This is a genomic window from Rhizobium sp. RAF56, assembly GCF_052113965.1.
GTDB lineage: Bacteria > Pseudomonadota > Alphaproteobacteria > Rhizobiales > Rhizobiaceae > Rhizobium.
Map to the genome: position 1 here is coordinate 369,164 of NZ_JBFRDU010000001.1, position 19,982 is coordinate 389,145.

Annotated in this window: 23 protein-coding genes and 1 tRNA gene; 13 read left to right on the forward strand and 11 right to left on the reverse strand. The window is 61.3% G+C overall.

The annotated features are described in order from the left end of the window. Positions 1-311 precede the first annotated feature (311 nt). Positions 312-806 (forward strand): Lrp/AsnC family transcriptional regulator, encoded by a 495-nt coding sequence (locus AB4048_RS01685; protein WP_442200163.1) that lies wholly within the window; start codon positions 312-314, stop codon positions 804-806. A 72-nt stretch (positions 807-878) separates the two neighbouring features. Here the strand turns inward: AB4048_RS01685 and AB4048_RS01690 are convergent, their stop codons facing one another. Together AB4048_RS01690 and AB4048_RS01695 are read right to left on the reverse strand one after the other, a co-directional pair. After that, positions 879-1,478 carry an IMPACT family protein gene (locus AB4048_RS01690; protein ID WP_442200164.1) on the reverse strand — a complete coding sequence of 200 codons (600 nt, stop codon included), beginning with the start codon at positions 1,476-1,478 and terminating at the stop codon, positions 879-881. 330 nt (positions 1,479-1,808) lie between these two features. Beyond that, positions 1,809-2,063, reverse strand: coding sequence for a YMGG-like glycine zipper-containing protein (locus AB4048_RS01695; RefSeq protein ID WP_442200165.1), 255 nt, complete (start codon positions 2,061-2,063; stop codon positions 1,809-1,811). Positions 2,064-2,380: 317 nt separating this feature from the next. Here AB4048_RS01695 and AB4048_RS01700 point away from each other — a divergent pair, with 317 nt between their 5' ends. After that, positions 2,381-3,847, forward strand: a complete 1,467-nt coding sequence (locus AB4048_RS01700; RefSeq protein WP_442200166.1) for an MDR family MFS transporter — start codon at positions 2,381-2,383, stop codon at positions 3,845-3,847. A 69-nt stretch (positions 3,848-3,916) separates the two neighbouring features. On the opposite strand, the gene AB4048_RS01705 is transcribed toward AB4048_RS01700, so the two are convergent. Next, positions 3,917-4,819, reverse strand: coding sequence for an EamA family transporter (locus AB4048_RS01705; protein ID WP_442200167.1), 903 nt, complete (start codon positions 4,817-4,819; stop codon positions 3,917-3,919). Positions 4,820-4,967: 148 nt separating this feature from the next. Between AB4048_RS01705 and AB4048_RS01710 the strand changes: the two genes are divergently transcribed. Then, complete coding sequence (locus AB4048_RS01710; protein ID WP_442200168.1) at positions 4,968-5,441, forward strand: Lrp/AsnC family transcriptional regulator; 474 nt, start codon at positions 4,968-4,970, stop codon at positions 5,439-5,441. A 38-nt stretch (positions 5,442-5,479) separates the two neighbouring features. Here the strand turns inward: AB4048_RS01710 and AB4048_RS01715 are convergent, their stop codons facing one another. Beyond that, positions 5,480-5,779 carry a hypothetical protein gene (locus AB4048_RS01715; protein ID WP_442200169.1) on the reverse strand — a complete coding sequence of 100 codons (300 nt, stop codon included), beginning with the start codon at positions 5,777-5,779 and terminating at the stop codon, positions 5,480-5,482. A gap of 252 nt (positions 5,780-6,031) precedes the next feature. Continuing rightward, positions 6,032-6,116 (reverse strand) — tRNA-Leu (locus AB4048_RS01720). A 204-nt stretch (positions 6,117-6,320) separates the two neighbouring features. Between AB4048_RS01720 and lipB the strand changes: the two genes are divergently transcribed. After that, positions 6,321-7,040 (forward strand): lipoyl(octanoyl) transferase LipB, encoded by a 720-nt coding sequence (gene lipB, locus AB4048_RS01725; protein ID WP_442200170.1) that lies wholly within the window; start codon positions 6,321-6,323, stop codon positions 7,038-7,040. 2 nt (positions 7,041-7,042) lie between these two features. Here the strand turns inward: lipB and AB4048_RS01730 are convergent, their stop codons facing one another. After that, positions 7,043-7,465: a helix-turn-helix domain-containing protein gene (locus AB4048_RS01730; protein ID WP_442200171.1), complete on the reverse strand. Its 423-nt coding sequence runs from the start codon at positions 7,463-7,465 to the stop codon at positions 7,043-7,045. Between the two features lie 233 nt (positions 7,466-7,698). Here AB4048_RS01730 and AB4048_RS01735 point away from each other — a divergent pair, with 233 nt between their 5' ends. The 7 genes from AB4048_RS01735 to fghA all read left to right on the forward strand — a co-directional run bounded on the left by AB4048_RS01735 (position 7,699) and on the right by fghA (position 14,093). Continuing rightward, entirely contained in the window at positions 7,699-8,634 is a 936-nt protein-coding gene (locus AB4048_RS01735; RefSeq protein WP_442200172.1) for a DMT family transporter, read from the forward strand. Positions 8,635-8,704: 70 nt separating this feature from the next. Continuing rightward, on the forward strand, positions 8,705-10,714 hold the full coding sequence (locus tag AB4048_RS01740) for an acetyl-CoA carboxylase biotin carboxylase subunit (protein WP_442200173.1): 2,010 nt from the start codon (positions 8,705-8,707) through the stop codon (positions 10,712-10,714). A gap of 182 nt (positions 10,715-10,896) precedes the next feature. Further along, a complete protein-coding gene (locus AB4048_RS01745; protein ID WP_442200174.1) occupies positions 10,897-12,024 on the forward strand; it encodes an S-(hydroxymethyl)glutathione dehydrogenase/class III alcohol dehydrogenase in 1,128 nt (375 codons plus the stop codon). A 152-nt stretch (positions 12,025-12,176) separates the two neighbouring features. Beyond that, complete coding sequence (locus tag AB4048_RS01750; RefSeq protein WP_442200175.1) at positions 12,177-12,431, forward strand: type II toxin-antitoxin system ParD family antitoxin; 255 nt, start codon at positions 12,177-12,179, stop codon at positions 12,429-12,431. Positions 12,432-12,468: 37 nt separating this feature from the next. Next, entirely contained in the window at positions 12,469-12,738 is a 270-nt protein-coding gene (locus AB4048_RS01755) for a type II toxin-antitoxin system RelE/ParE family toxin (protein ID WP_442200176.1), read from the forward strand. A gap of 57 nt (positions 12,739-12,795) precedes the next feature. Next, complete coding sequence (locus AB4048_RS01760; protein WP_442200177.1) at positions 12,796-13,263, forward strand: YaiI/YqxD family protein; 468 nt, start codon at positions 12,796-12,798, stop codon at positions 13,261-13,263. Further along, positions 13,260-14,093, forward strand: coding sequence for an S-formylglutathione hydrolase (gene fghA / locus AB4048_RS01765; RefSeq protein ID WP_442200178.1), 834 nt, complete (start codon positions 13,260-13,262; stop codon positions 14,091-14,093). The genes AB4048_RS01760 and fghA overlap by 4 nt, the downstream gene beginning before the upstream one ends. Positions 14,094-14,111: 18 nt before the next feature. On the opposite strand, the gene AB4048_RS01770 is transcribed toward fghA, so the two are convergent. Then, positions 14,112-15,035, reverse strand: a complete 924-nt coding sequence (locus AB4048_RS01770) for a DUF1003 domain-containing protein (RefSeq protein WP_442200179.1) — start codon at positions 15,033-15,035, stop codon at positions 14,112-14,114. A 209-nt stretch (positions 15,036-15,244) separates the two neighbouring features. Between AB4048_RS01770 and AB4048_RS01775 the strand changes: the two genes are divergently transcribed. Together AB4048_RS01775 and sugE are read left to right on the forward strand one after the other, a co-directional pair. Next, positions 15,245-16,066, forward strand: coding sequence for a nickel-binding protein (locus AB4048_RS01775; protein WP_442200180.1), 822 nt, complete (start codon positions 15,245-15,247; stop codon positions 16,064-16,066). Positions 16,067-16,216: 150 nt separating this feature from the next. After that, the gene (sugE, locus tag AB4048_RS01780; RefSeq protein WP_442200181.1) at positions 16,217-16,531 is read left to right on the forward strand and encodes a quaternary ammonium compound efflux SMR transporter SugE; all 315 of its coding nucleotides are present in this window, start codon (positions 16,217-16,219) and stop codon (positions 16,529-16,531) included. 26 nt (positions 16,532-16,557) lie between these two features. Here sugE and AB4048_RS01785 read toward each other — a convergent pair whose 3' ends face one another. From AB4048_RS01785 to AB4048_RS01800, 4 genes are all read right to left on the reverse strand, one after another. After that, positions 16,558-16,953: a DoxX family protein gene (locus tag AB4048_RS01785; RefSeq protein WP_442200182.1), complete on the reverse strand. Its 396-nt coding sequence runs from the start codon at positions 16,951-16,953 to the stop codon at positions 16,558-16,560. Positions 16,954-17,064: 111 nt separating this feature from the next. Continuing rightward, complete coding sequence (locus tag AB4048_RS01790) at positions 17,065-18,597, reverse strand: acyl-CoA carboxylase subunit beta (protein ID WP_442200183.1); 1,533 nt, start codon at positions 18,595-18,597, stop codon at positions 17,065-17,067. Positions 18,598-18,659: 62 nt separating this feature from the next. Further along, a complete protein-coding gene (locus tag AB4048_RS01795; RefSeq protein ID WP_442200184.1) occupies positions 18,660-19,127 on the reverse strand; it encodes a hypothetical protein in 468 nt (155 codons plus the stop codon). 68 nt (positions 19,128-19,195) lie between these two features. After that, positions 19,196-19,981, reverse strand: a complete 786-nt coding sequence (locus tag AB4048_RS01800; RefSeq protein WP_442200185.1) for an ATP12 family chaperone protein — start codon at positions 19,979-19,981, stop codon at positions 19,196-19,198. Between the last annotated feature and the right edge of the window lies 1 nt (position 19,982).

A 19,982-nucleotide genomic window follows, 5' to 3' on the forward strand; every position in this document is an offset into this window, starting at 1 on the left:
CCCTGATAAGCGGAGAGACCGATAGGCGGGTACCTTCCGGGTAGGTCGATATCCCGAGTTGGTCGATTGTCGCATGTTTAGCCGCGGACCTCAATTTTCATCACTTCGCAACGCCCGGCCGCCTCGGTGCAGTGGACAGCACGACGGCACGAAGCACGCCCTCCCCGGCTCGCTGATATCGAGTGCGTATCCATGCGCCCTCCTCCAAATTCATCCATAGATAGATAGCATGGACCTGGTTCACCAATCTCACTTGATATGATATCGATTCTAGCCAGAAGCCCCTATTTTTTGCGCTAATGGAAACCGATATGCCCAATGAAGACAGCATCTATAGTGAACTTGACCAGTTCGATAAGAAGATATTGGAAGTTCTCTCAGAAGACGGACGCATATCGATAACCGACCTCGCCGCGCGTGTGGGTCTGTCAAAGACACCTTGTCAGCTGCGCTTCAGGAAGTTGATCAACGAAGGTTATATCGAAGGCTTCAAGGCCATTCTCAATCCGTCGAAGATGCAGCTCGACCACATCGCCTTCGTCGAGGTGAAGCTATCGAACACCCGTGAAGACGCGCTCAAAAGCTTCAACGACGCCGTCAAGAAAATCAGGGAAGTCGACGAGTGCCACATGATCGCCGGCAGGTTCGATTATCTTCTCAAGATCAGGACGCGCGACATAGGTCGCTATCGTCGGGTGTTGGGGGAGCGGATTTCGACGCTTCCGCATGTGGCAAGCACCTCGACCAACGTCGCCATGGAAACGGTCAAGGAAAGTTGGGGCAAGGCCGCATCGAGTTTGGCGTGATGCTAGTCGAGTTCGCACGCCCGCGCGTGCCGCGGGGCTGGCAGTCTCGCTGCCAGCCTCGGTGCATTCCGCCTAGCCGAGGTGGGTGACAACCGCGCGGCCGCTGGTGAGATCGGTTATGGCGCGCAGAATGGCGTCGGCTTCGTCGACGGGCAGGAGAACTTCAAATTCCGCGCCGTCTTCCGTGAACCGCTCGGTTTCGATTGTCACGTCAGGCGCGGCGGTCAGTCGTCCCCGGAGGCGGGCGAGGTCTGAAAAAACCGCGAATATGCGAGCCGAGGTCAGGGCGACAACGACTGCCTTGTCGGCAGTTCGAAGGCAGGTGGCCGCGGTGCCGCCGTAGGCGCGCATCAGCCCGCCGCTGCCAAGCAGGATGCCGCCGAACCAGCGCGTCACGACGACCGCGACGTTGTCGAGCGCCTGGCCATCGATCGCCTGCAGGATGGGTTTTCCCGCCGTGCCGCTCGGCTCTCCGTCGTCGTTGAACCGGTAGGCCTGGCCGACGCGCCACGCCCAGCAGTTATGATTGGCGCCAGCGTCGGAGTGAACGGCAATGAATTCTTTTGCCGCCTGTTCGTTCGCGACCGTTCCGGCCACGGCTCGGAAACGGCTCTTCTTGATCTCCTGCGCGGAGGTTTCGATGCGCTGAAGTGTGAAGAGCGTCGGTTTCATGCTCTCCTCATAAAGCAAACGAATAACCGAATGAAAGTCATTGCGGCACGACGCGCCTTATACATGGAGGTCATTGGTTTTCTTAGTTCATCGAGCACGCAGGGGTCGAGCCACTGCGGTTTCGTGCAGCATCAGCACGGAGCCTGTCACCAGGCAGCACGCGCTGCAGCCGCTTCGCCTCACCAGAGTTCTCGGTCAAGTCTCGGTCTCGCCGGGCTAGGCGAGCATCCCCTGCATCACGTCCGGCGGACGGAAGCGACCAAGATTCGGTGGCTGGAAGCTCTCAATGGTCCGACGCGACCAGCCACCGGTGATCTCGATGACAGTTGCCTATTGGCAAGGAGCCTCGTAGCGGCGACCATTACGGTCCCTATACACGCAGTAGCCCTGGCGCTCATGCGAACGACCGATCAGGTTCCCGACGAGCCCGCCCGCGGCTGCGCCGACAGCGGCACCACCCCAGCTATTGGTGACCGCGCCGCCGATGATTGCGCCGGTGCCCGCGCCGATTGCCGTTCCCTGCTCTGTCGGCGTGCACGAAGCAAGCGCTCCGATCATTCCAATGGCAACAACGAATTTTTTCATGAGGTTTATTCCTTTGCTTGATACTGATCTCGGCATTTCATCACAGGCGCACGCCCATATCCACGGCACACAGTTCAATATTTTTGCAAGGCGTTCAATAGGTGTCCACTCCGACTGCATGCAGGACGCAATCACGAAGCCGTCCTTCCGACCCCCGTTTCTGTGTTCGCTGGGTGCGGCATTCCATGCCACCGAACTAATAAATGCCAAATCGCGCTTGACGGTTGGGTTCTTAAGATTAGTAAGATGCACATACGATAATCTCCCCCGCACGAATACCATTCCTTAGAGCGGGCCGCATGGTCCGAAGGTCATCCATGACAGAGAAAACTTCGCATCGCGGGCTCGTCGTCGTCGCGATCATGGCAAGCATGGCGATGATCGCCATCGAGGCGACGATCGTCTCGACGGCGATGCCGCAGATTGCCGCCCAGCTCGGACAACTTAATCTCTACTCCTGGGTCTTCTCGTCGTTCCTGCTGACCCAGACAGCGACGACAGTCGTATTCGGGAAGCTCGCGGATATTTATGGTCGCAAGCCGATGATCCTTATCGGCATCGCACTGTTTCTGTTTGCCTCGGTGCTTGCCGGATTCGCATGGTCGATGCCGTCGATGATCGCTTTTCGGCTGCTGCAGGGTATCGGTGCGGGCGCCATTCAGCCCGTCGCCATGACCGTTGTTGCCGATCTCTTCCCCGGAAACCAGCGCGGCAAGGTCCAGGGCTATCTGGCAAGCGTATGGGCGCTATCGGCCGTCGTTGGACCACTGCTCGGCAGCCTCATCATTCACAACCTCCCCTGGGCCTGGGTATTCTGGATCAACGTACCCGTGGGGCTTTTCGCGGCATCGGCGTTCCTCTTCTTTCTGCACGAGGAGAAGCGGACCCGGGTCGTGTCCATCGACGTGCTCGGCGCAGCACTTTTCGCCGTCTCCATTTCCGCGCTGATGATTGCGCTCACCGAAATGGAAAACGCAATATCCGGACAAGCCATAGGCGCGCTCGCCGTATCCATGGCGGCCCTTGCTGCCTTCATCTGGCAGGAACGCCGCGCCGAAGCACCGATGATCGCACCGGATCTGTGGCTAAAGCGTCCGATAGCGTTTGCAAACCTGGCGGTCTTTTTCGCAAGCATGGCGATCATGGGCCTGACCACCTTCCTGCCTATGTATGTCCAAACGGTTCTCAACCGCTCGCCACTCGTTGCAGGTTTCGCGTTGACAATGCTGCTGCTCGGCTGGCCCTGCGGCGCGACGATCGCTTCCCGTCAGTTTGCACGCTTCGGTCTGCGACCCATCATGATCGCCGGCAGCCTGTGCATTCCGGTGGGCACATCCCTGTTCGCCTTCCTTACGCCCTCCAGTTCGGCCGTACTGGCCGGCGCTGGTTCGCTCATTATGGGTTTCGGCATGGGACTGCTCAATATCGGGGCTCTTGTCCTCACGCAGGAAAGCGTGAGCTGGTCCGAGCGCGGCAGCGCTACCGCCTCCAACGTCTTCTCGCGTAACCTTGGCAGCACGCTTGGCGCGGCAGTCTTAGGCGCGGTGCTGACCTATGGCCTGACGCACGCCACCAACGGCCAGGCGATAACGCCGGAACAGATGCGGGCTCTCCTGAACGGTACCGGTGCTGTCATCAGTGACGCCGAAGAGATCCGGCTTGCCCTGCAGCAGGCGCTACACGCGACCTTCATAGCAATGCTGCTGATCGCCATCCTGATCGTGCCGGCCTGCCTCCTGGTTCCACCACCTCACAGGCAGCAGGAAACACCGCAGGAAGCATGATTGGCACAGCGCCACAGATGCAAAGGAAAAAAGGCCGGAACGACTTCCGACCCTTTTGAGCGAGAGCATCTACCTTCTCGAAAAGAGACCCGTTGACAGGGCCACCCCCGCACCGGTGACGACAGCGGCCGAAAGCTCTGCCGCACCTATGCTTTCGCCGAGCAGCAGACCGCCGCCAAGCGTCGCGAGAACGGGCGTGATGGCGGTGAAGGCGGCCGCCTGCGTGCCGCCGAGCGCCTTTACGGCAACTCCGTAGGCAAGCATCGCTGCAAGCCCTGAAAGCAAGCCTTGGCTTAAGATTTGCAGGCCGATTTCGGAAACGGGGACCGACCGCAAGGCGCTGCCGAAAACGAGCGCCAATCCCACATGGATGATGAAGGACCAGATGGCGATCACGGCGCTTGCCTGGATGGCGCTCAGTCCGGAGCGGCGGAAGACCTGAGTGTAGACCGCCCAGAGAAGCGCGGCGAGCGGCAGCAGCGTGAAGCTCGTCCAGGACATTGCTTCGCCCGACAGGCTCCGCGCAAGCAGGATGGCAACGCCGGCGACGATGCCGCCAAGCCCTGTCAAGCGCAGGGCGTCCAGCCGCTCGCCGAATGCCAGCACCCCGATCGCGGCCGCGGCAAGCGGCATGGAACCGCCAAGCAGGATGCCAGCGGAGGCGGCGGGCGTATTGTGAATGGCAAAGGTGGCGAGCTGGAAGAAGACGGCACCCGCGCCGCAAACCATCAGCGCCAGGCTAGTGAGCGGAACACCTTTCGGCAGAAGGCCGGTGCGCAGCCAGACCGGCGCAAGCACCAAAGCCGGAATGCCGTAGCGTATGAGCCCGAGATCGATCGTGCCCATCGTCGTTTCGGCGGTGTGGCGGGTGGCAAGGATCCAGTTCGCCCAGATCAGGACGGTTACGATGGCGCCGCTGTAGCCGGCGATGACGGGTGCGCGCTTGGCTGTGAAAAATGCGGTGCCGATCATCACTTTAATCCTCTCTTCGAACGTTGGGATCGTTGCCCCGAGAAGAGAAAGCTAACGCCAATGACCGAGGCATGTCCTTGCTAGTTATGGCGTCAAATTCATGATATAAGCAGTAATCTGCCAATATTTACGTTGGAATTACTCAAAGATGCCAAATCTTGATAGTTTCGATATTGCCATCCTGAAATGCCTGCAGGAGGACGCCAGGGCGACAAACGTCGAGATCGCCGAGAGGGTCAACCTTTCGCCGTCGCCCTGCCTTCGACGTATCCGCAATCTCGAAAAGTTGGGCGTGCTGCGTGGCTACCGCGCCGACATCGACCGCAAGAAAGTGGGCTTGGGGCTCACCGTCTTCGTGGAGATCAAGGTGGGACACCACAGTCGCGAAAACTCGGAAGCGCAGCAGCAGGCGCTGTTGTCGATACCGGAGGTGGTGTCGTGCTTCTTGATCTCCGGCACGGCGGATTTCCTGGCTGAAGTGGTCGTCGAGGATCTGACAGCCTACGAACGGCTGCTCACGGAAACTTTGCTGGCGCTTCCGGGCGTAGCGGACATTCGCTCCAACTTCGCCATACGTCTGATGAAGACCGGTGGTCCGCTAAGGTTGCCGGAGCCGCAATAGCGTTGCGTTTTGGTAGCCCGACGATCTAGGCCCTTATGTTACGGGCGCAATCCGGTGGAGCGGCAGAATATGACCGGGCAGGCACTGGTATCCTTAGCCCTGACCGACGTGCGATAGCCGACCCCGAAGCCGGAGCATTGCACGGAATCCGCCACCGCTCGATCATACAACGAGCCGCCGGGGCCGACGCCATATTGCAGAATGACGGCGCGCTTGGCCTGGATGATCGATTGGATTTGCGCACACGACCGGCCGCCCGTCTGTATCCGATCGATGGCGCCTGCCGGAGAGCCCAACAGGAGCGCGAGCGAAGCAACGGTTAGAAGTCGGGCGTTCATCTGCGATCTCCCTGCAGGGGCGCCCGGCAGCCATGGCATGAGTGCGACGGGTCGGCCAGCGCGTGATCCATTGATACGATTCGATCTAGAGCATCATGCGTGGCTGTCGAGCATCGATGACGCGGCGTTGCAGAGACATACGAATATACAGTGGAATTTAGCAGCTAGGTGCCGAGATCGACAGGCTATCCCAGAAAGCAAAAAATCCCCGCATACCAAAGGCAACTAAGCCACTGATATGCTGGGGATTTTTGGTGCGGTCGAGAAGACTCGAACTTCCACGGGTTGCCCCACAGCGACCTCAACGCTGCGCGTCTACCAATTCCGCCACGACCGCATCGTGGTAGCGCCGAATTGCTCCGGCGGGGGTGCATGTAGCAAAAGCGTTCGGGGGGCACAAGAGCGATATGACAGATTTTTTCATGACTTTTCACAGGCGTTTGAATTGTCGCCCGAAAGCCGCCATATAGCCTTGAGTTCGCCTCCGGGCTGCCCACGCACAAACGGGCATGCGGGCCGGTAGGGCGCAAAGGACTGGCTCATGCTTCGCACCGATCTCGACATCTCCATGTTTCCCCTCGCCGGCTCGCCGCCCGTCCGCTGGCGGATCGCCGACGGCCTGGTCGGCTACGAGGACGCGGTGGCGACGATGGAGAGCGAGGTTGCGGCGATAGCGGACGGGCGAGCGGATGAACTCGTTTGGCTGGTCGAGCATCCGCCGCTCTATACCGCCGGCACAAGCGCCAACGCCGCCGATCTGATCGACCCCGACCGCTTCCCGGTTTTCGCCACCGGCCGCGGCGGAGAATATACCTATCACGGTCCAGGCCAGCGGGTGGCCTATGTCATGCTCGACTTGAAACGGCGGCGGCAGGACGTCCGCGCCTTCGTGGCGGCGCTCGAAGAGGTCATCATCCGCACGCTCGATTCCATGAACGTTCGCGGCGAGCGGCGCGAGGATCGCGTCGGCGTTTGGGTGCGCCGGCCGGAAAGGCCGCTGCTTGCCGACGGAACGATGGCGGAGGACAAGATTGCCGCCCTCGGCATCCGTTTGCGCCGCTGGGTGACCTTTCATGGACTGTCGCTGAACGTCGATCCGGACCTTGGCCACTTCGGTGGCATCGTGCCCTGCGGCATCTCCGCCTACGGCGTCACCAGCCTGGTCGATCTCGGCCTACCGGTGATGATGCCGGATGTGGATATCCGGCTGCGCGAAGCATTTCAGTCGGTCTTCGGGGAGACCGTGAGCGAGCGCGCATGAACTCAATGCGCGACGTCGCGGCTGAGGTTTTTCAAGCGCACATGGTGATCTAGCTTCTCCAGCTGCCGCGCCGTGGTCTCTATCAGCCTTCCGATCTCGTGATGGGCGGTCTGTAGCCGGCCAAGCTCGATCTTCACCGCCTCAAGCGCGCGCTCGTCGCTGACTTCCGCCGGTCCGTCGCCGCCTCCCGTCATCAGCCATAGCGGCGAGACGCCGAGAACGCCCGCCATGCGAATGAGGCGGGAAGGCCGGGGCTCGGAGCGGTCCGATTCCCATGCAAGCACCGTTTCGCGGCGCACGCCGAGCTGGTCGGCCATCGCCTCAACGCTTATTCCCGCTGCGTCACGGGCGAAAGATAGACGTCCCCCGAGCGTGTCGTCGCTCTCTTCCGACAAGACCACCGTCTCCCGTTCCGATTTCAGCATACGACGCTCTCCTCTCGGGGTAGCCCACGCGTGGGCTAGGCTCTTTATTTTTACTGGATCACGCGCCTCAAGATAGGTCTCGAAGCGTCACGTCGCCACTCAGTTATGGCGAAATCAGAAAAATCGCGGGCGATTTCCGCAATATAGGCAGAGCGACCCGAGCCCTCGTCTCCTCGGCTTGATCGCACCGGTCTCCTGTGTTTGATGGCTGGCGAACGCAACGCAGGCCCGCCATGACCGAGATCGCCGCCGCCCCGACGCAACAGAACCAGCTGCAAGGCATGGCTATCATGGCTGGCGCCATGCTTGTTCTGCCCGTCATGGACGCCATTGCCAAATATATGGCAACCTTCGAAGGCATGTCGCCTGGGCAGGTGACGTTCTACCGCTTCTTCTTCCAGCTGCTCTGCACGCTGCCGCTGCTCTTTACCGTCTTCGGCGCCGGGGCGCTTGCGGCCAAACGGCCCTGGATGAACCTCTTGCGCGGCGCAATCCATGGCGCGGCGAGCCTCCTCTTCTTTGTCGCGGTCAAATACATGCCGCTCGCCGACGTCTTCGCCATCTATTTCGTCGAGCCGTTTATTCTGACCGCCATGTCTGCAATCTTCCTTGGAGAAAGGGTCGGCTGGCGACGCTGGCTGGCGATCATCGTGGGGTTCGGCGGCGCACTGATCGTCATCCAACCGAGCTTCGAAATCTTCGGCTGGAAGGCGCTGCTGCCTGTCGCCTGCGCCTTTCTCTACGCCCTCTATCTCTTCATGAACCGCGCCATCGGCGATGCCGATACGCCGCTCACCATGCAGACTATGGCCGGTGTCGGGGGCACTGTCTTCATGGCGGCCGCCCTTTGGGTCGGCAACAACGCCGATGCCGCCAATTTCGCTCCGTCGCTGCCCAGCTCGTGGCTCGGCCTGGTGTTGCTTCTGATCCTCGGATCGATCTCCGGATACGCACATCTGCTGGTCGTGCGCGCCTTTCGGATGGCGCCGCTGTCGCTGCTCGCGCCGTTTCAATATTTCGAAATCATCTCGGCGACCATTCTTGGCTATGCGCTCTTCGGCGACTTTCCAAACCTGTCGAAATGGCTCGGAATTCTCATCATCGTCGGCTCCGGCCTCTTCATCATCTGGCGCGAGCGCGTGCATGCGAGATCGCCGAAATCAGGGTGACCTCCGGATTGCCCGACGTTGAACAGCCCTCGGATTTGTGACTAATTGACGGGAACGATTTGGGGCGGCGATGTTCAAGAAAATATTGATAGCCAATCGTGGCGAGATCGCCTGCCGGGTGATCAAGACGGCCCGTCGCATGGGGATCGCCACGGTTGCCGTCTATTCCGACGCCGATCGCGATGCGCTTCATGTCGAGATGGCCGACGAGGCCGTGCATATCGGGCCGGCGCCGGCGGCCGAAAGCTATCTCGTGGCCGAGAAGATCATCGCCGCCTGCAAGGAAACAGGCGCCGAGGCGGTCCATCCGGGCTACGGCTTCCTGTCCGAACGCGCATCCTTCTGCGAAGCGCTCGAAAAGGAAGGCATCACCTTCATCGGCCCGAAGCCCAAGGCGATCAGGGCCATGGGCGACAAGATCGAATCGAAGAAGTTTGCCAGCGCCGCCAAGGTCTCGACCGTGCCCGGCCATCTCGGCATCATCGAGGATCCCGACCATGCGGAGAAGATCGCCGGCGAGATCGGCTATCCCGTGATGATCAAGGCCTCGGCCGGCGGCGGCGGCAAGGGCATGCGCATCGCCTGGAGCGAGCCGGAGGTGCGCGACGGTTTCGAGCGCGCCCGGTCCGAGGCCAGAAGCTCTTTCGGTGACGACCGTGTTTTCATCGAAAAATTCGTGGTCGAACCGCGCCACATCGAAATCCAGGTGCTTGCCGATGCGCACGGAAATGTCGTCTACCTCGGCGAGCGCGAATGCTCCATCCAGCGGCGCAATCAGAAGGTCGTCGAGGAGGCGCCCTCGCCTTTCCTCGACGAGAAGACGCGCGCCGCCATGGGCGAGCAGTCGGTCGCACTCGCAAAAGCCGTCGACTACCAAAGCGCCGGCACGGTCGAATTCATCGTCGACCGCGACCGCAACTTCTATTTCCTCGAAATGAACACCCGCCTGCAGGTCGAGCATCCCGTTACCGAACTCGTGACCGGCATCGATCTCGTCGAGCAGATGATCCGCGTGGCGGCCGGCGAAAAGCTGCCCTTTTCACAGAAGGACGTTTCGCTGAACGGCTGGGCGATCGAAAGCCGGCTCTATGCCGAAGATCCCTATCGTAATTTCCTCCCCTCGATCGGCCGCCTCACGCGCTATCGCCCACCGCCGGAGGGCAAGGAGGGCGGACGCATCGTTCGCAACGATACCGGCGTTTTCGAGGGCGCGGAAATCTCCATGTATTACGATCCGATGATCGCCAAGCTCTGCACCTGGGCGGCGACACGCGGTGAAGCGATCGAAGCCATGGGCGAGGCGCTGGACGGATTTGTCGTCGACGGGATCGAGCACAACGTGCCGTTCCTGTCGGCGCTGATGAAACACCCGCGCTGGCGCGAGGGGCGCTTGTCGACCGGCTTTATCGCGGAAGAATATCCCGACGGTTTTGCGCCGATGTCGCCGGATGGTGACGAGGAAAGAGTGCTTGTCGCCATCGCGCTTTCCTGCGGCCTGATCGAAGCCAACCGCCGCGAGCGCCATCTCGACCGCCTCAGGCCGGCGGCAGGGCCCCTGCAGGAACACTGGACCGTCAAGCTCGGGGGCAACTACGTCCCGGCGCGGCTGATGGACGGCATCGTCACGATCCCGCTCGATATGCCGGTCGAGATCTCCGGCAGGATCGTCGACGTCGTCACCGACTGGAGACCCGGTGACGCGGTCTGGCGCGGCTCCGTCGGCCGCCGCAAGGTCACCGCCCAGGTCCGGCCTTTCCCCAACGGTTTGCGCCTCGACTGGCAGGGCCTTTCGGTGAAGGCGAAGGTCTTTGCGCCTCGCCAGGCCGAACTCGACAGGCTGATGCCGGTGAAACTGCCGCCGGACACATCGAAGCTCTTACTCTGCCCAATGCCCGGCCTCGTCATGGCCATTGCCGTGGCCGAGGGACAGGAGGTCAAGGCCGGCGAGACGCTCGCCGTTGTCGAGGCGATGAAGATGGAAAACGTGCTGCGCGCCGAGCGCGACCTCGTCGTCGGCAAGATCAACGCGCGGCCGGGAGAAAGCCTTGCCGTGGACGCGGTCATCATGGAATTCGCTTGATGGGATCGCACCCGCTGGCGCGTATTCGTCAGCCGGCGGCGCATGCGGACAAGCATTTGACACTTGGCACAGGATCGCGCCCCTCCCCTTAAAGATGCCGCTAAGCACCTGATTTTTCACTTGAGTGCCGGGCTTCGGCCGTGCAAAAGTCGCGCCCATCAATCACCATGGGAGACAAAACGATGGACGTGCGCGCAGCAGTCGCCGTGCAGGCCGGAAAGCCGCTCGAAATCATGACCGTTCAGCTCGAAGGGCCCAAGGCCGGCGAGGTGCTGGTCGAAGTCAAGGCAACCGGCATTTGTCACACCGACGACTTCACGCTCTCCGGGGCCGATCCCGAAGGCCTGTTTCCGGCGATCCTCGGCCACGAGGGTGCGGGCATCGTCGTCGATGTCGGTCCCGGTGTCACCTCGGTCAAGAAGGGCGACCACGTCATCCCGCTCTATACGCCGGAATGCCGCGAATGCCCCTCCTGCCTGTCGCGCAAGACCAATCTGTGCACTGCCATCCGCTCCACGCAGGGCCAGGGCCTGATGCCTGACGGCACTTCGCGCTTCTCGATCGGCAAGGACAAGATCCACCACTACATGGGCTGCTCGACCTTCGCGAACTACACGGTGTTGCCAGAGATCGCCGTCGCCAAGGTCAACCCGGACGCTCCCTTCGACAAGATCTGCTACATCGGCTGCGGCGTGACGACCGGCATCGGCGCCGTGATCAACACCGCCAAAGTCGAGATGGGCGCAACGGCCGTCGTCTTCGGGCTCGGCGGCATCGGCCTCAACGTCATCCAGGGGCTGAAGCTCGCCGGTGCCGACATGATCATCGGCGTTGATCTCAACAACGACAAGAAAGCCTGGGGCGAGCGCTTCGGCATGACGCATTTCGTCAACCCGAAGGAGGTCGGCGAGGACATCGTTCCTTACCTCGTCAACATGACGAAGCGCGGCGCGGACCAGATCGGCGGCGCCGACTACACCTTCGACTGCACCGGCAATACGAAGGTCATGCGCCAGGCGCTGGAGGCTTCGCATCGAGGTTGGGGGAAATCGGTCGTCATCGGGGTCGCCGGCGCCGGCCAGGAAATCTCGACCCGTCCCTTCCAACTCGTCACCGGCCGCAGCTGGATGGGCACCGCCTTCGGCGGGGCGCGCGGCCGCACCGATGTGCCGAAGATCGTCGACTGGTACATGGAGGGCAAGATCCAGATCGACCCGATGATCACCCACACCATGCCGCTCGAAGACATCAACAAGGGTTTCGAGCTGATGCATTCCGGCGAGAGCATCCGAAGCGTGGTTCTCTACTGACGTCGAGGAAGTCCGGCGTTTTGAAAGCCGACGCGTAGCTTCCACCGGCGCGCGGCCATGGCTCAAAGGCCGGAACGGAAAGCGATTTTTCTGTTCCGGCCAACATGGAATTGCTACACTTTGCGCAACAGCGCAGCGTTGGAGATCGATTTATGGCGCAGCATCCCGTGGTACCTGTGACCGCGCAGCAAAAAGAGATGATTGACCACCTCGTGCGGTCCGGCCGCTTCAGCGGTGCCAGCGACGTCATTGCTGCCGGCCTGGATCTGCTGAAAGACCGTGAACAGCGCGCTGCGGCGTTCGTTGCCGAAATGGAGCAAGAAGTGGCCGCCGGCCTCGCCAGCGGACCGACCTCCGAGATGGAGACGTCTGAGGAGCTGCTGGCTCAGTTTCGCCGTCAGATTTAGTCTGATGAGTGGTCTGATTACGCGGAGACCGCAGTTCGTGGAGGATATTCGCAGCGTCTGGGCGTTGATTGCCGAAGACAGCTACGAAAGAGCGGATGCATTCGTCGTTGAATTGGAAAAGCGATATGCAGCGCTCGCGGCATCCCCTTTCTTGGGGGCAAGCCAATTTCCAAACTACCCTACCCTTCGCATGTTTCCATTTCGCAGCTACATCATCATCTATGAGCCGCTGGAAGACACTGCGGGCATAGAATTGGTGCGCCTCCTTCACGCGGCGCGGGACTACCATCGCTTTTTCGATGATTGACCACTGGCGCCGGCAGGCGTCTCGCGGTAGCAGGGCGTGAAAATCAAGAGTGTGCAAATGATCTATGTCGATGCCGATGCCTGCCCGGTGAAGCCGGAGATCCTCAAGGTCGCCGAGCGGCATGGCATCGAAGTGACCTTCGTTGCGAATTCGGGCCTCAGACCGTCGCGCGACCCGATGGTGCATAACGTCATCGTCTCGAGCGGTTTCGACGCCGCGGACAACTGGATCGCCGAGCGTGCGACGGCTGGCGACGTGGTGGTGACCGCTGACGTTCCGCTTGCCGGGCGGTGTGTCGCCACAGGTGCGTTGGTGACAGGGCCGACCGGCCGGATCTTCGACAACACCAACATCGGCATGGCGACCGCAATGCGCGATCTTGGCGCGCACCTGCGCGAAACCGGCGAGAGCAAGGGCTATAATGCCGCGTTCTCGCCCCGCGATCGCTCGACCTTTCTCGAAACATTCGACCGGCTCTGCCGGCGGGCGAAAGCCGTTATCCCTCCGACCGGAGACAGACCATGAAAGTCCTTTCCCAGAACACCGCCTTCGGCGGCATGCAGGGCGTGTTTTCGCACGAGTCGGAGGCGTGCCGATCCGAGATGACCTTCGCCGTCTTCGTTCCCGCGAAGGCGACCAAGGAGCGCTGCCCGGTCGTGTGGTATCTCTCAGGCCTCACCTGCACCCACGCCAATGTCATGGAGAAAGGCGAATATCGACGTATGGCGGCCGAGCTCGGCCTCATCGTCATCTGCCCCGACACCAGTCCGCGCGGCAACGATGTGCCCGACGAACTCACCAACTGGCAGATGGGCAAGGGCGCCGGCTTCTATCTGGACGCCACCGAGAAGCCGTGGTCCGATCACTACCGGATGTATAGCTACATCACCGAGGAACTGCCGGCTTTTGTAAGCCAGCACTTTCGCATGGACATGAGCCGGCAGGGTATTTTCGGACATTCCATGGGCGGCCACGGCGCCATGACGATCGCGCTCAAGAACCCCGGGCGCTACAAGAGCTGCAGCGCCTTTGCCCCCATCGTCCAGCCGATGACGGCGGACTGGTCGGCGCCGGCCTTCGAAAAATACCTGGGGCCGGATCGGTCAGCGTGGCGGAAGTACGATGCCTGCGCTCTGGTCGAGGATGGCGCACGCTTTCCCGAATTCCTGATCGATCAGGGCAAGGCAGACAGTTTTCTGGAAAATGGCCTGAGGCCATGGCTGTTCGAAGAAGCAGTTCAAGGCACCGGCATCGATCTGACGCTGCGCATGCACGAGCGTTACGACCACTCCTACTATTTCATCTCGACTTTCATGGACGAGCATCTGAAGTGGCATGCGGAACGGCTTGGGTAAGTCGCGCCAGCGCTGCTATCAGCCGACGTCTGTGGGGCCCGGATCCTTCGGACCCGGATTCTTCGGGGCACGCTTCTTGGCGAGCTGTCTTGTGCTGGCCTTCGCTGCCCTGCTGACCTTCAGGGCGCGATTGGCGGCCTTTGCCTGCTCGAGCATCATCTCGACCTGTATCTGCTGGATCTCGGTCAGCCGCTCCCATTGGCGATTGAGCAGATGGTCGACCTTTTCGTGCAGGTGGCGGATTTCCAACTCGGCCTTGAGGTTGACCTTGTAGTCGTTGAGCGCCCGCAGGCGGTCCTTGGACTCCTGGCGGCGCTGGCTCATCATGATGACCGGCGCCTGCAACGCGGCGATGGTCGAAAGGATGAGGTTCAGCAGGATGAAGGGATAGACGTCGAAGGCGTTTCTTTCCCCGAGCGCCAGATTGATCCCCATCCATACCGCCAGAAAGAAGCAAAACGAGATGATGAAGGTCCAGCTGCCGCCGAAACTTGCAACCACGTCGGCTACGCGATCGCCTATGGTTCGGTGGTCCTGATAATCCTCTTCGATGTTTTCGGCGAGCGTATCGTGGGTCTTCAGGCTCTCGACCACTTCGTCTTCAAGGTTCGAAAGCTCACCACGCTCGTCTCTCAAGAGCACCGCGATATATTCGCCGCGATAGTCATCCACGAGCTTGCGGCTGATATAGTCGTCCGAGCGAATGTCCGGATGCCGCTGACGCACGAATTCGGCAAGAGAGGGCCGAAGATCGTCGAAATGCACCGCCTCTTTCTTCCTCAGAGAGGCGCCGCTGATTGCATCGACAAGCTTCACCGACTTCGCTTTCGCCTGGGCGAGGCTCGCGGTGTAGTCGCCCATCTCGACGGTTGCGGGCTCCCCCTCTCCGGCGTCGAAGTCGACAATCTTGTCCGTCGTCTCCAAGCTTTCCGAGCCCGCCATCGGTGTATCTCTCGCTGAGGTATCTGCCTGCCTATGCTCCGATCACAACAGATTTATGTCAGGCCGTCGACACTCCCCTGCGGCTTTTTTCCCGTAAACACCCCCGCGCTGGAACAGCCCTCGGGGCTACTCCGTAGGCCGGATGGACGGTTTCCTCTCATAGTCCTAATATAGTGTCGCCAGCTTGAGGCGTCTGAAAGAAGCAACAAATGCCTATATTCATGGACCGGCACGACCTGGCGGGAACCTCCGCGGCCGACGTTGCCGAAGCTCATCAGAGAGATCTCGCCATTCAGGACGACTACGGCGTGAAGTTTCTCACCTATTGGTTCGACCAGCGGCGCGGAACCGCCTTTTGCCTCGTGGATGCACCGGATGCCGCAACGGCGCAGTGCGTACACCAGCACGCGCATGGGATGGTGGCCGGCGAAGTGGTCGAAGTCGCCTTGTCAGCGGTCGAGGCGTTTCTGGGGCGCATCCACGATCCGGAAGCGGCTCCTGGCCAACCTACAGGTGACATGGATGCCGGCCATCGGGCGATCCTCTTCACCGACATCGTCGGCTCGACAGCCATGACGTCCCGTCTCGGCGACCGCATGGCAACCGAGCTGATCAGGGCGCATGACGCGATCGTTCGCCGTTGCCTTGGACAATCTTCAGGCAGGGAGGTCAAACATACCGGCGACGGCATCATGGCTTCCTTCGCGTCGATCGTTGCCGCCGTGGACTGCGCGATGAACATTCAGCAGGAGTTCCGAAGGTACAACGCAGGGACGCCCGAGCCTATCCATATTCGCATCGGCTTGGACTGCGGCGAGCCGATCGAGGACAGCAACGATCTGTTTGGATCCACCGTGCAAACAGCGGCGCGACTTTGCGATGCTGCCTCAAGCGATCAGATCCTCGTGTCCGAGAACATCTTTCGGGAGTACGGCTCCGCCGATCTTTTCGCCAACGCCACGCGCCATCAGTTGAAAGGCTTTTCCAAGCCGGTCCTTGCCTTCGAGTGCAGTTGGGCCGACACGACCTGACCGGTTGCCCGGCCCCGCCACGCTACCTTCTTGACATCACGCGGGCGCATCTCATATCGATCGTGTACCGCGGACGGCCGCGGCGGCAAGCATTTTGAGGCTGCCGAACGTGTCGCGGGGACGGCCTCGCTCTTTTGAACGGAGCATCACGTGGCCTGGTTCCTGCTTTTTCTCGCCGGACTGTTCGAAATCGGTTGGGCGGTCGGATTGAAATATACCGACGGTTTCACACGCCTGTTGCCGACCACGCTCACCGCAGTGTCGATGGTGATCAGCGTCGTCCTTCTCGGACTTGCCGTGAAATCGCTGCCGATCGGTACGGCTTATGCGGTCTGGACCGGCATAGGTACGGTCGGCACCGTCATTCTCGGCATTTACCTGCTGGGCGATCCGGCCACAGCCGTACGGCTTCTCTGCATCGGGCTGATCGTCGCTGGCATTGCCGGGCTCAAGCTTACCGCCTGAGCCCGCGCGATTCGGCGCTGAGTGCTCTACGCCTTGCGGTTGTCCAACGCGAAGCGCCCTGCTCCTGCGAATACCAGATACAGGAAGACGAAGCAGAACAGGATGGCGGCGTCGCCGCCGTTGTTGGCCGGGAAGAAGCTTCGCGGCGCATGCGCCATGAAATAGGCAAACGCCATCTGGCCGGAAAGAATGAAGGCAACGGGCCGCGTGAACCAGCCGATCAAGATGAGAAGCCCGCCGAACGCCTCAAGCACGCCTGCCAAGAGTATCAGCGCCGTCATGCCACCCCCGCCGGCATTGGCGCTTGCGGGAAAGCTGAAGAGCTTCTGCGTTCCATGCTCGATGAACTGCAGCGCCGTGACGATGCGCAATACGCCAAGCGCGTAGGGCTGAAATCGATTGAGACTGTCCGAAAGTGCCATTTGAATCTCCAGTTTAGCGTCAAGCCCAGCGTTAACGGGCGTCAGTCGCGAACTGAAGAGCAAACGCCCGCAATCCCCATCAAATCTTCGTGCGAAATCCGTGACTTGATCTTAAAGCGGGATGTTGTCGTGCTTCTTCCAGGGATTTTGCAGATCCTTGTTGCGGAGCATCCTCAAGCCCCGTGCCAGCCGGCGCCGGGTCGAATGCGGCATGATGACCTCGTCGATATAGCCGCGTTCCGCCGCCACGAAGGGCGAAAGGAAGCGATCCTCGTACATCTTCGTATGCGCGGCGATCTTTTCCGGATCGGCGATATCCTTGCGGAAGATGATTTCCACCGCGCCCTTGGCGCCCATCACCGCGATCTGCGCGGTCGGCCAGGCATAGTTGAGGTCGCCGCGCAGGTGCTTCGACGCCATGACGTCGTAGGCGCCGCCGAAGGCCTTGCGCGTGATCACGGTCAGCTTCGGCACGGTGGCTTCGGCATAGGCGAAGAGCAGCTTGGCGCCATGCTTGATAAGGCCGCCATATTCCTGCGCGGTGCCTGGAAGGAAGCCCGGCACGTCGACGAAGGTGACGATCGGAATGTTGAAGCAGTCGCAGAAGCGCACGAAGCGCGCAGCCTTGCGCGAGGCGTCGCTGTCGAGCACGCCGGCCAGAACCATGGGCTGGTTGGCGACGAAACCGACGGTCGAGCCCTCGATACGGCCGAAGCCGCAGACGATGTTCCTCGCGAAGCTCTCCTGGATCTCGAAGAAGTCGCCCTCGTCCACCGTCTTCAGGATCAGTTCCTTGATGTCGTAGGGCTTGGTGGCATTGGCCGGCACGAGCGTATCGAGCGACATGTCGGCATCGGTCACCGATTGGAAACACTCGATCTCGGGTGCAGGCGAAGTGTTCGACAGCGGCAGGAAATCGACCAGCCGGCGCATCTGCATCAATGCATCGACATCGTTGTCGTAAGCGCCGTCGGCAATCGACGATTTGGTGGTGTGTATCGACGCGCCGCCGAGCTCTTCGGCGGTCACCGTCTCATTGGTCACGGTCTTCACCACATCCGGCCCGGTGACGAACATGTAGGACGTGTCGCGCACCATGAAGATGAAATCGGTCATGGCAGGCGAATAGACGTCGCCGCCGGCGCATGGGCCCATGATGACGGAGATTTGCGGAATGACGCCTGAAGCCAGCACATTGCGCTGGAAAACCTCGGCATAGCCGCCGAGCGCCGCCACGCCTTCCTGGATACGCGCGCCACCGGCATCGTAAAAGCCGATGATCGGCGCGCGGTTCTTCAGCGCCATGTCCTGGACCTTGACGATTTTTTCGGCGTGCGCTTCCGACAGCGAGCCGCCGAAGACGGTGAAATCCTTGGCAAAGACGAAAATGGTGCGGCCGTTGACCGTGCCCCAGCCCGTAACGACGCCGTCGCCGGCGACGCGGCTCTTCTCCATGCCGAAATCGCTCGAGCGATGTTCGACGAACATGTCGAATTCTTCGAAGGAACCCTCGTCGAGAAAGATCTCGAGCCGCTCACGGGCGGTGAGCTTTCCGCGACCGTGCTGCGCGTCGATGCGGGCCTGGCCGCCGCCAAGCCTGGCGATTTCGCGGCGGCGTTCCAGTTCTTGCAGGATTTCCTTCATGATCCCCCCATTCCTCCCCTCGCTTAGCACGAGGGGCGTCGGCTTTGAAGGCCCGGGGCTGGTCAGCTAGCGAGACGCGGCGTCTTCAACCCGAAGGTGGAGCGGACCCTAGCGGCGATATCCTCGGCCATCAGAGCGTCGGCAACCGAGGGATCGGGGGTGACGGTCGTGGTTTGAAACGATGCTATGCCGATGACCGACCCGGTATCGACCGATGTCGCGTCGATATTGATCTTTGCGGTGTTGCGGTCCTTGTTGAACCCTTGGCCCTTCTCGACTTCGGCAACCCGGATCGTCAGGACCACCCGCGGCAGCGGCGTCTCACGCGTGGTCGCGGCGATGGCCGCATTGACGCGATCGCTGGTGGCAGTCAGGAGCGCGGGCGAGACATTGGGGCCGGAGACCACCACGGCACTGCGCACGTCGTAGACGGGATCCGGCGGCGGCTTCATCGCCGAAAGCGACGAACACGCAGCCAGCGCCAGGCAGCCCAAAAGGACTTTCCACGCGCGCAACGTCAGCCAAGACATGAGTCGATTCCCGAATTTCCCCTCGCGAGCGACAGGTTTCGCGATAGTGGATTGGAAATCAATCGCTTTCAGCTGCGAAGCGCTGAAAAAACGTCCGTTGCCGCCTGATATTCAACGAAACGATCGGCGCGGCGCTGCTCGGCCTCCGCATCGCTGCCCCAATGCTCGATCGTCCAGTCCTCGTCGAGGTGGGCGAGCGACCAGATGTCGGTGAGCGGCAGGTGTCCTTCGGCGAAAGCGAGCGCGAGGATGGCCGAGCCGGTGAGCGACGTGATGGTGTGCAGGCAGGCAAGCTCTATCGGCGTGTCGTACTTGCGCACGGTGACCGCAAAGGCAGCGATTGCCTCGCGCGGCTGTTCCTGGTGCATGACGCCCTCGGCGAGTATGAACCGCGCGCCGAGCTCCTGTGCCGCCCAGTCGATCACCGGATCCCAGCTTTCGGACTGGCGCTCCACCAGCCGCTCGGGTCCTTCGGCGCGATAGCAGAGCATATCGCTGGAGGAGAAACGCAGGATATCCTCGAAGACCGCCTGCGGATCGGCGGCAATGCCGTCGAGCGCGGTATTGATCAGCCGCGTGGCAGGCATCTTCGCGGGATCGATGACCTCCGCCTGCCGTTGCCACTCCCCCGCGATGAGCGTCGCCAACGCCTCGGTCGGCACGACAAGCGGCTGGCGCGCCGGCGTCTTTACCGGCTTGCCGTCGAGTTCGATGGCAAAGCCACCTTCCCGCTCGCCGACGGACGCCTCTTTGTAGAAACGCTTTGGCAGCGGTTTTTTCATCTGGATCTGCGCGCGGCGGATCGGATCGGGATGGCTCAGACCCTCGGAGAGGTCGTTCAGAAGGTCGCGCATG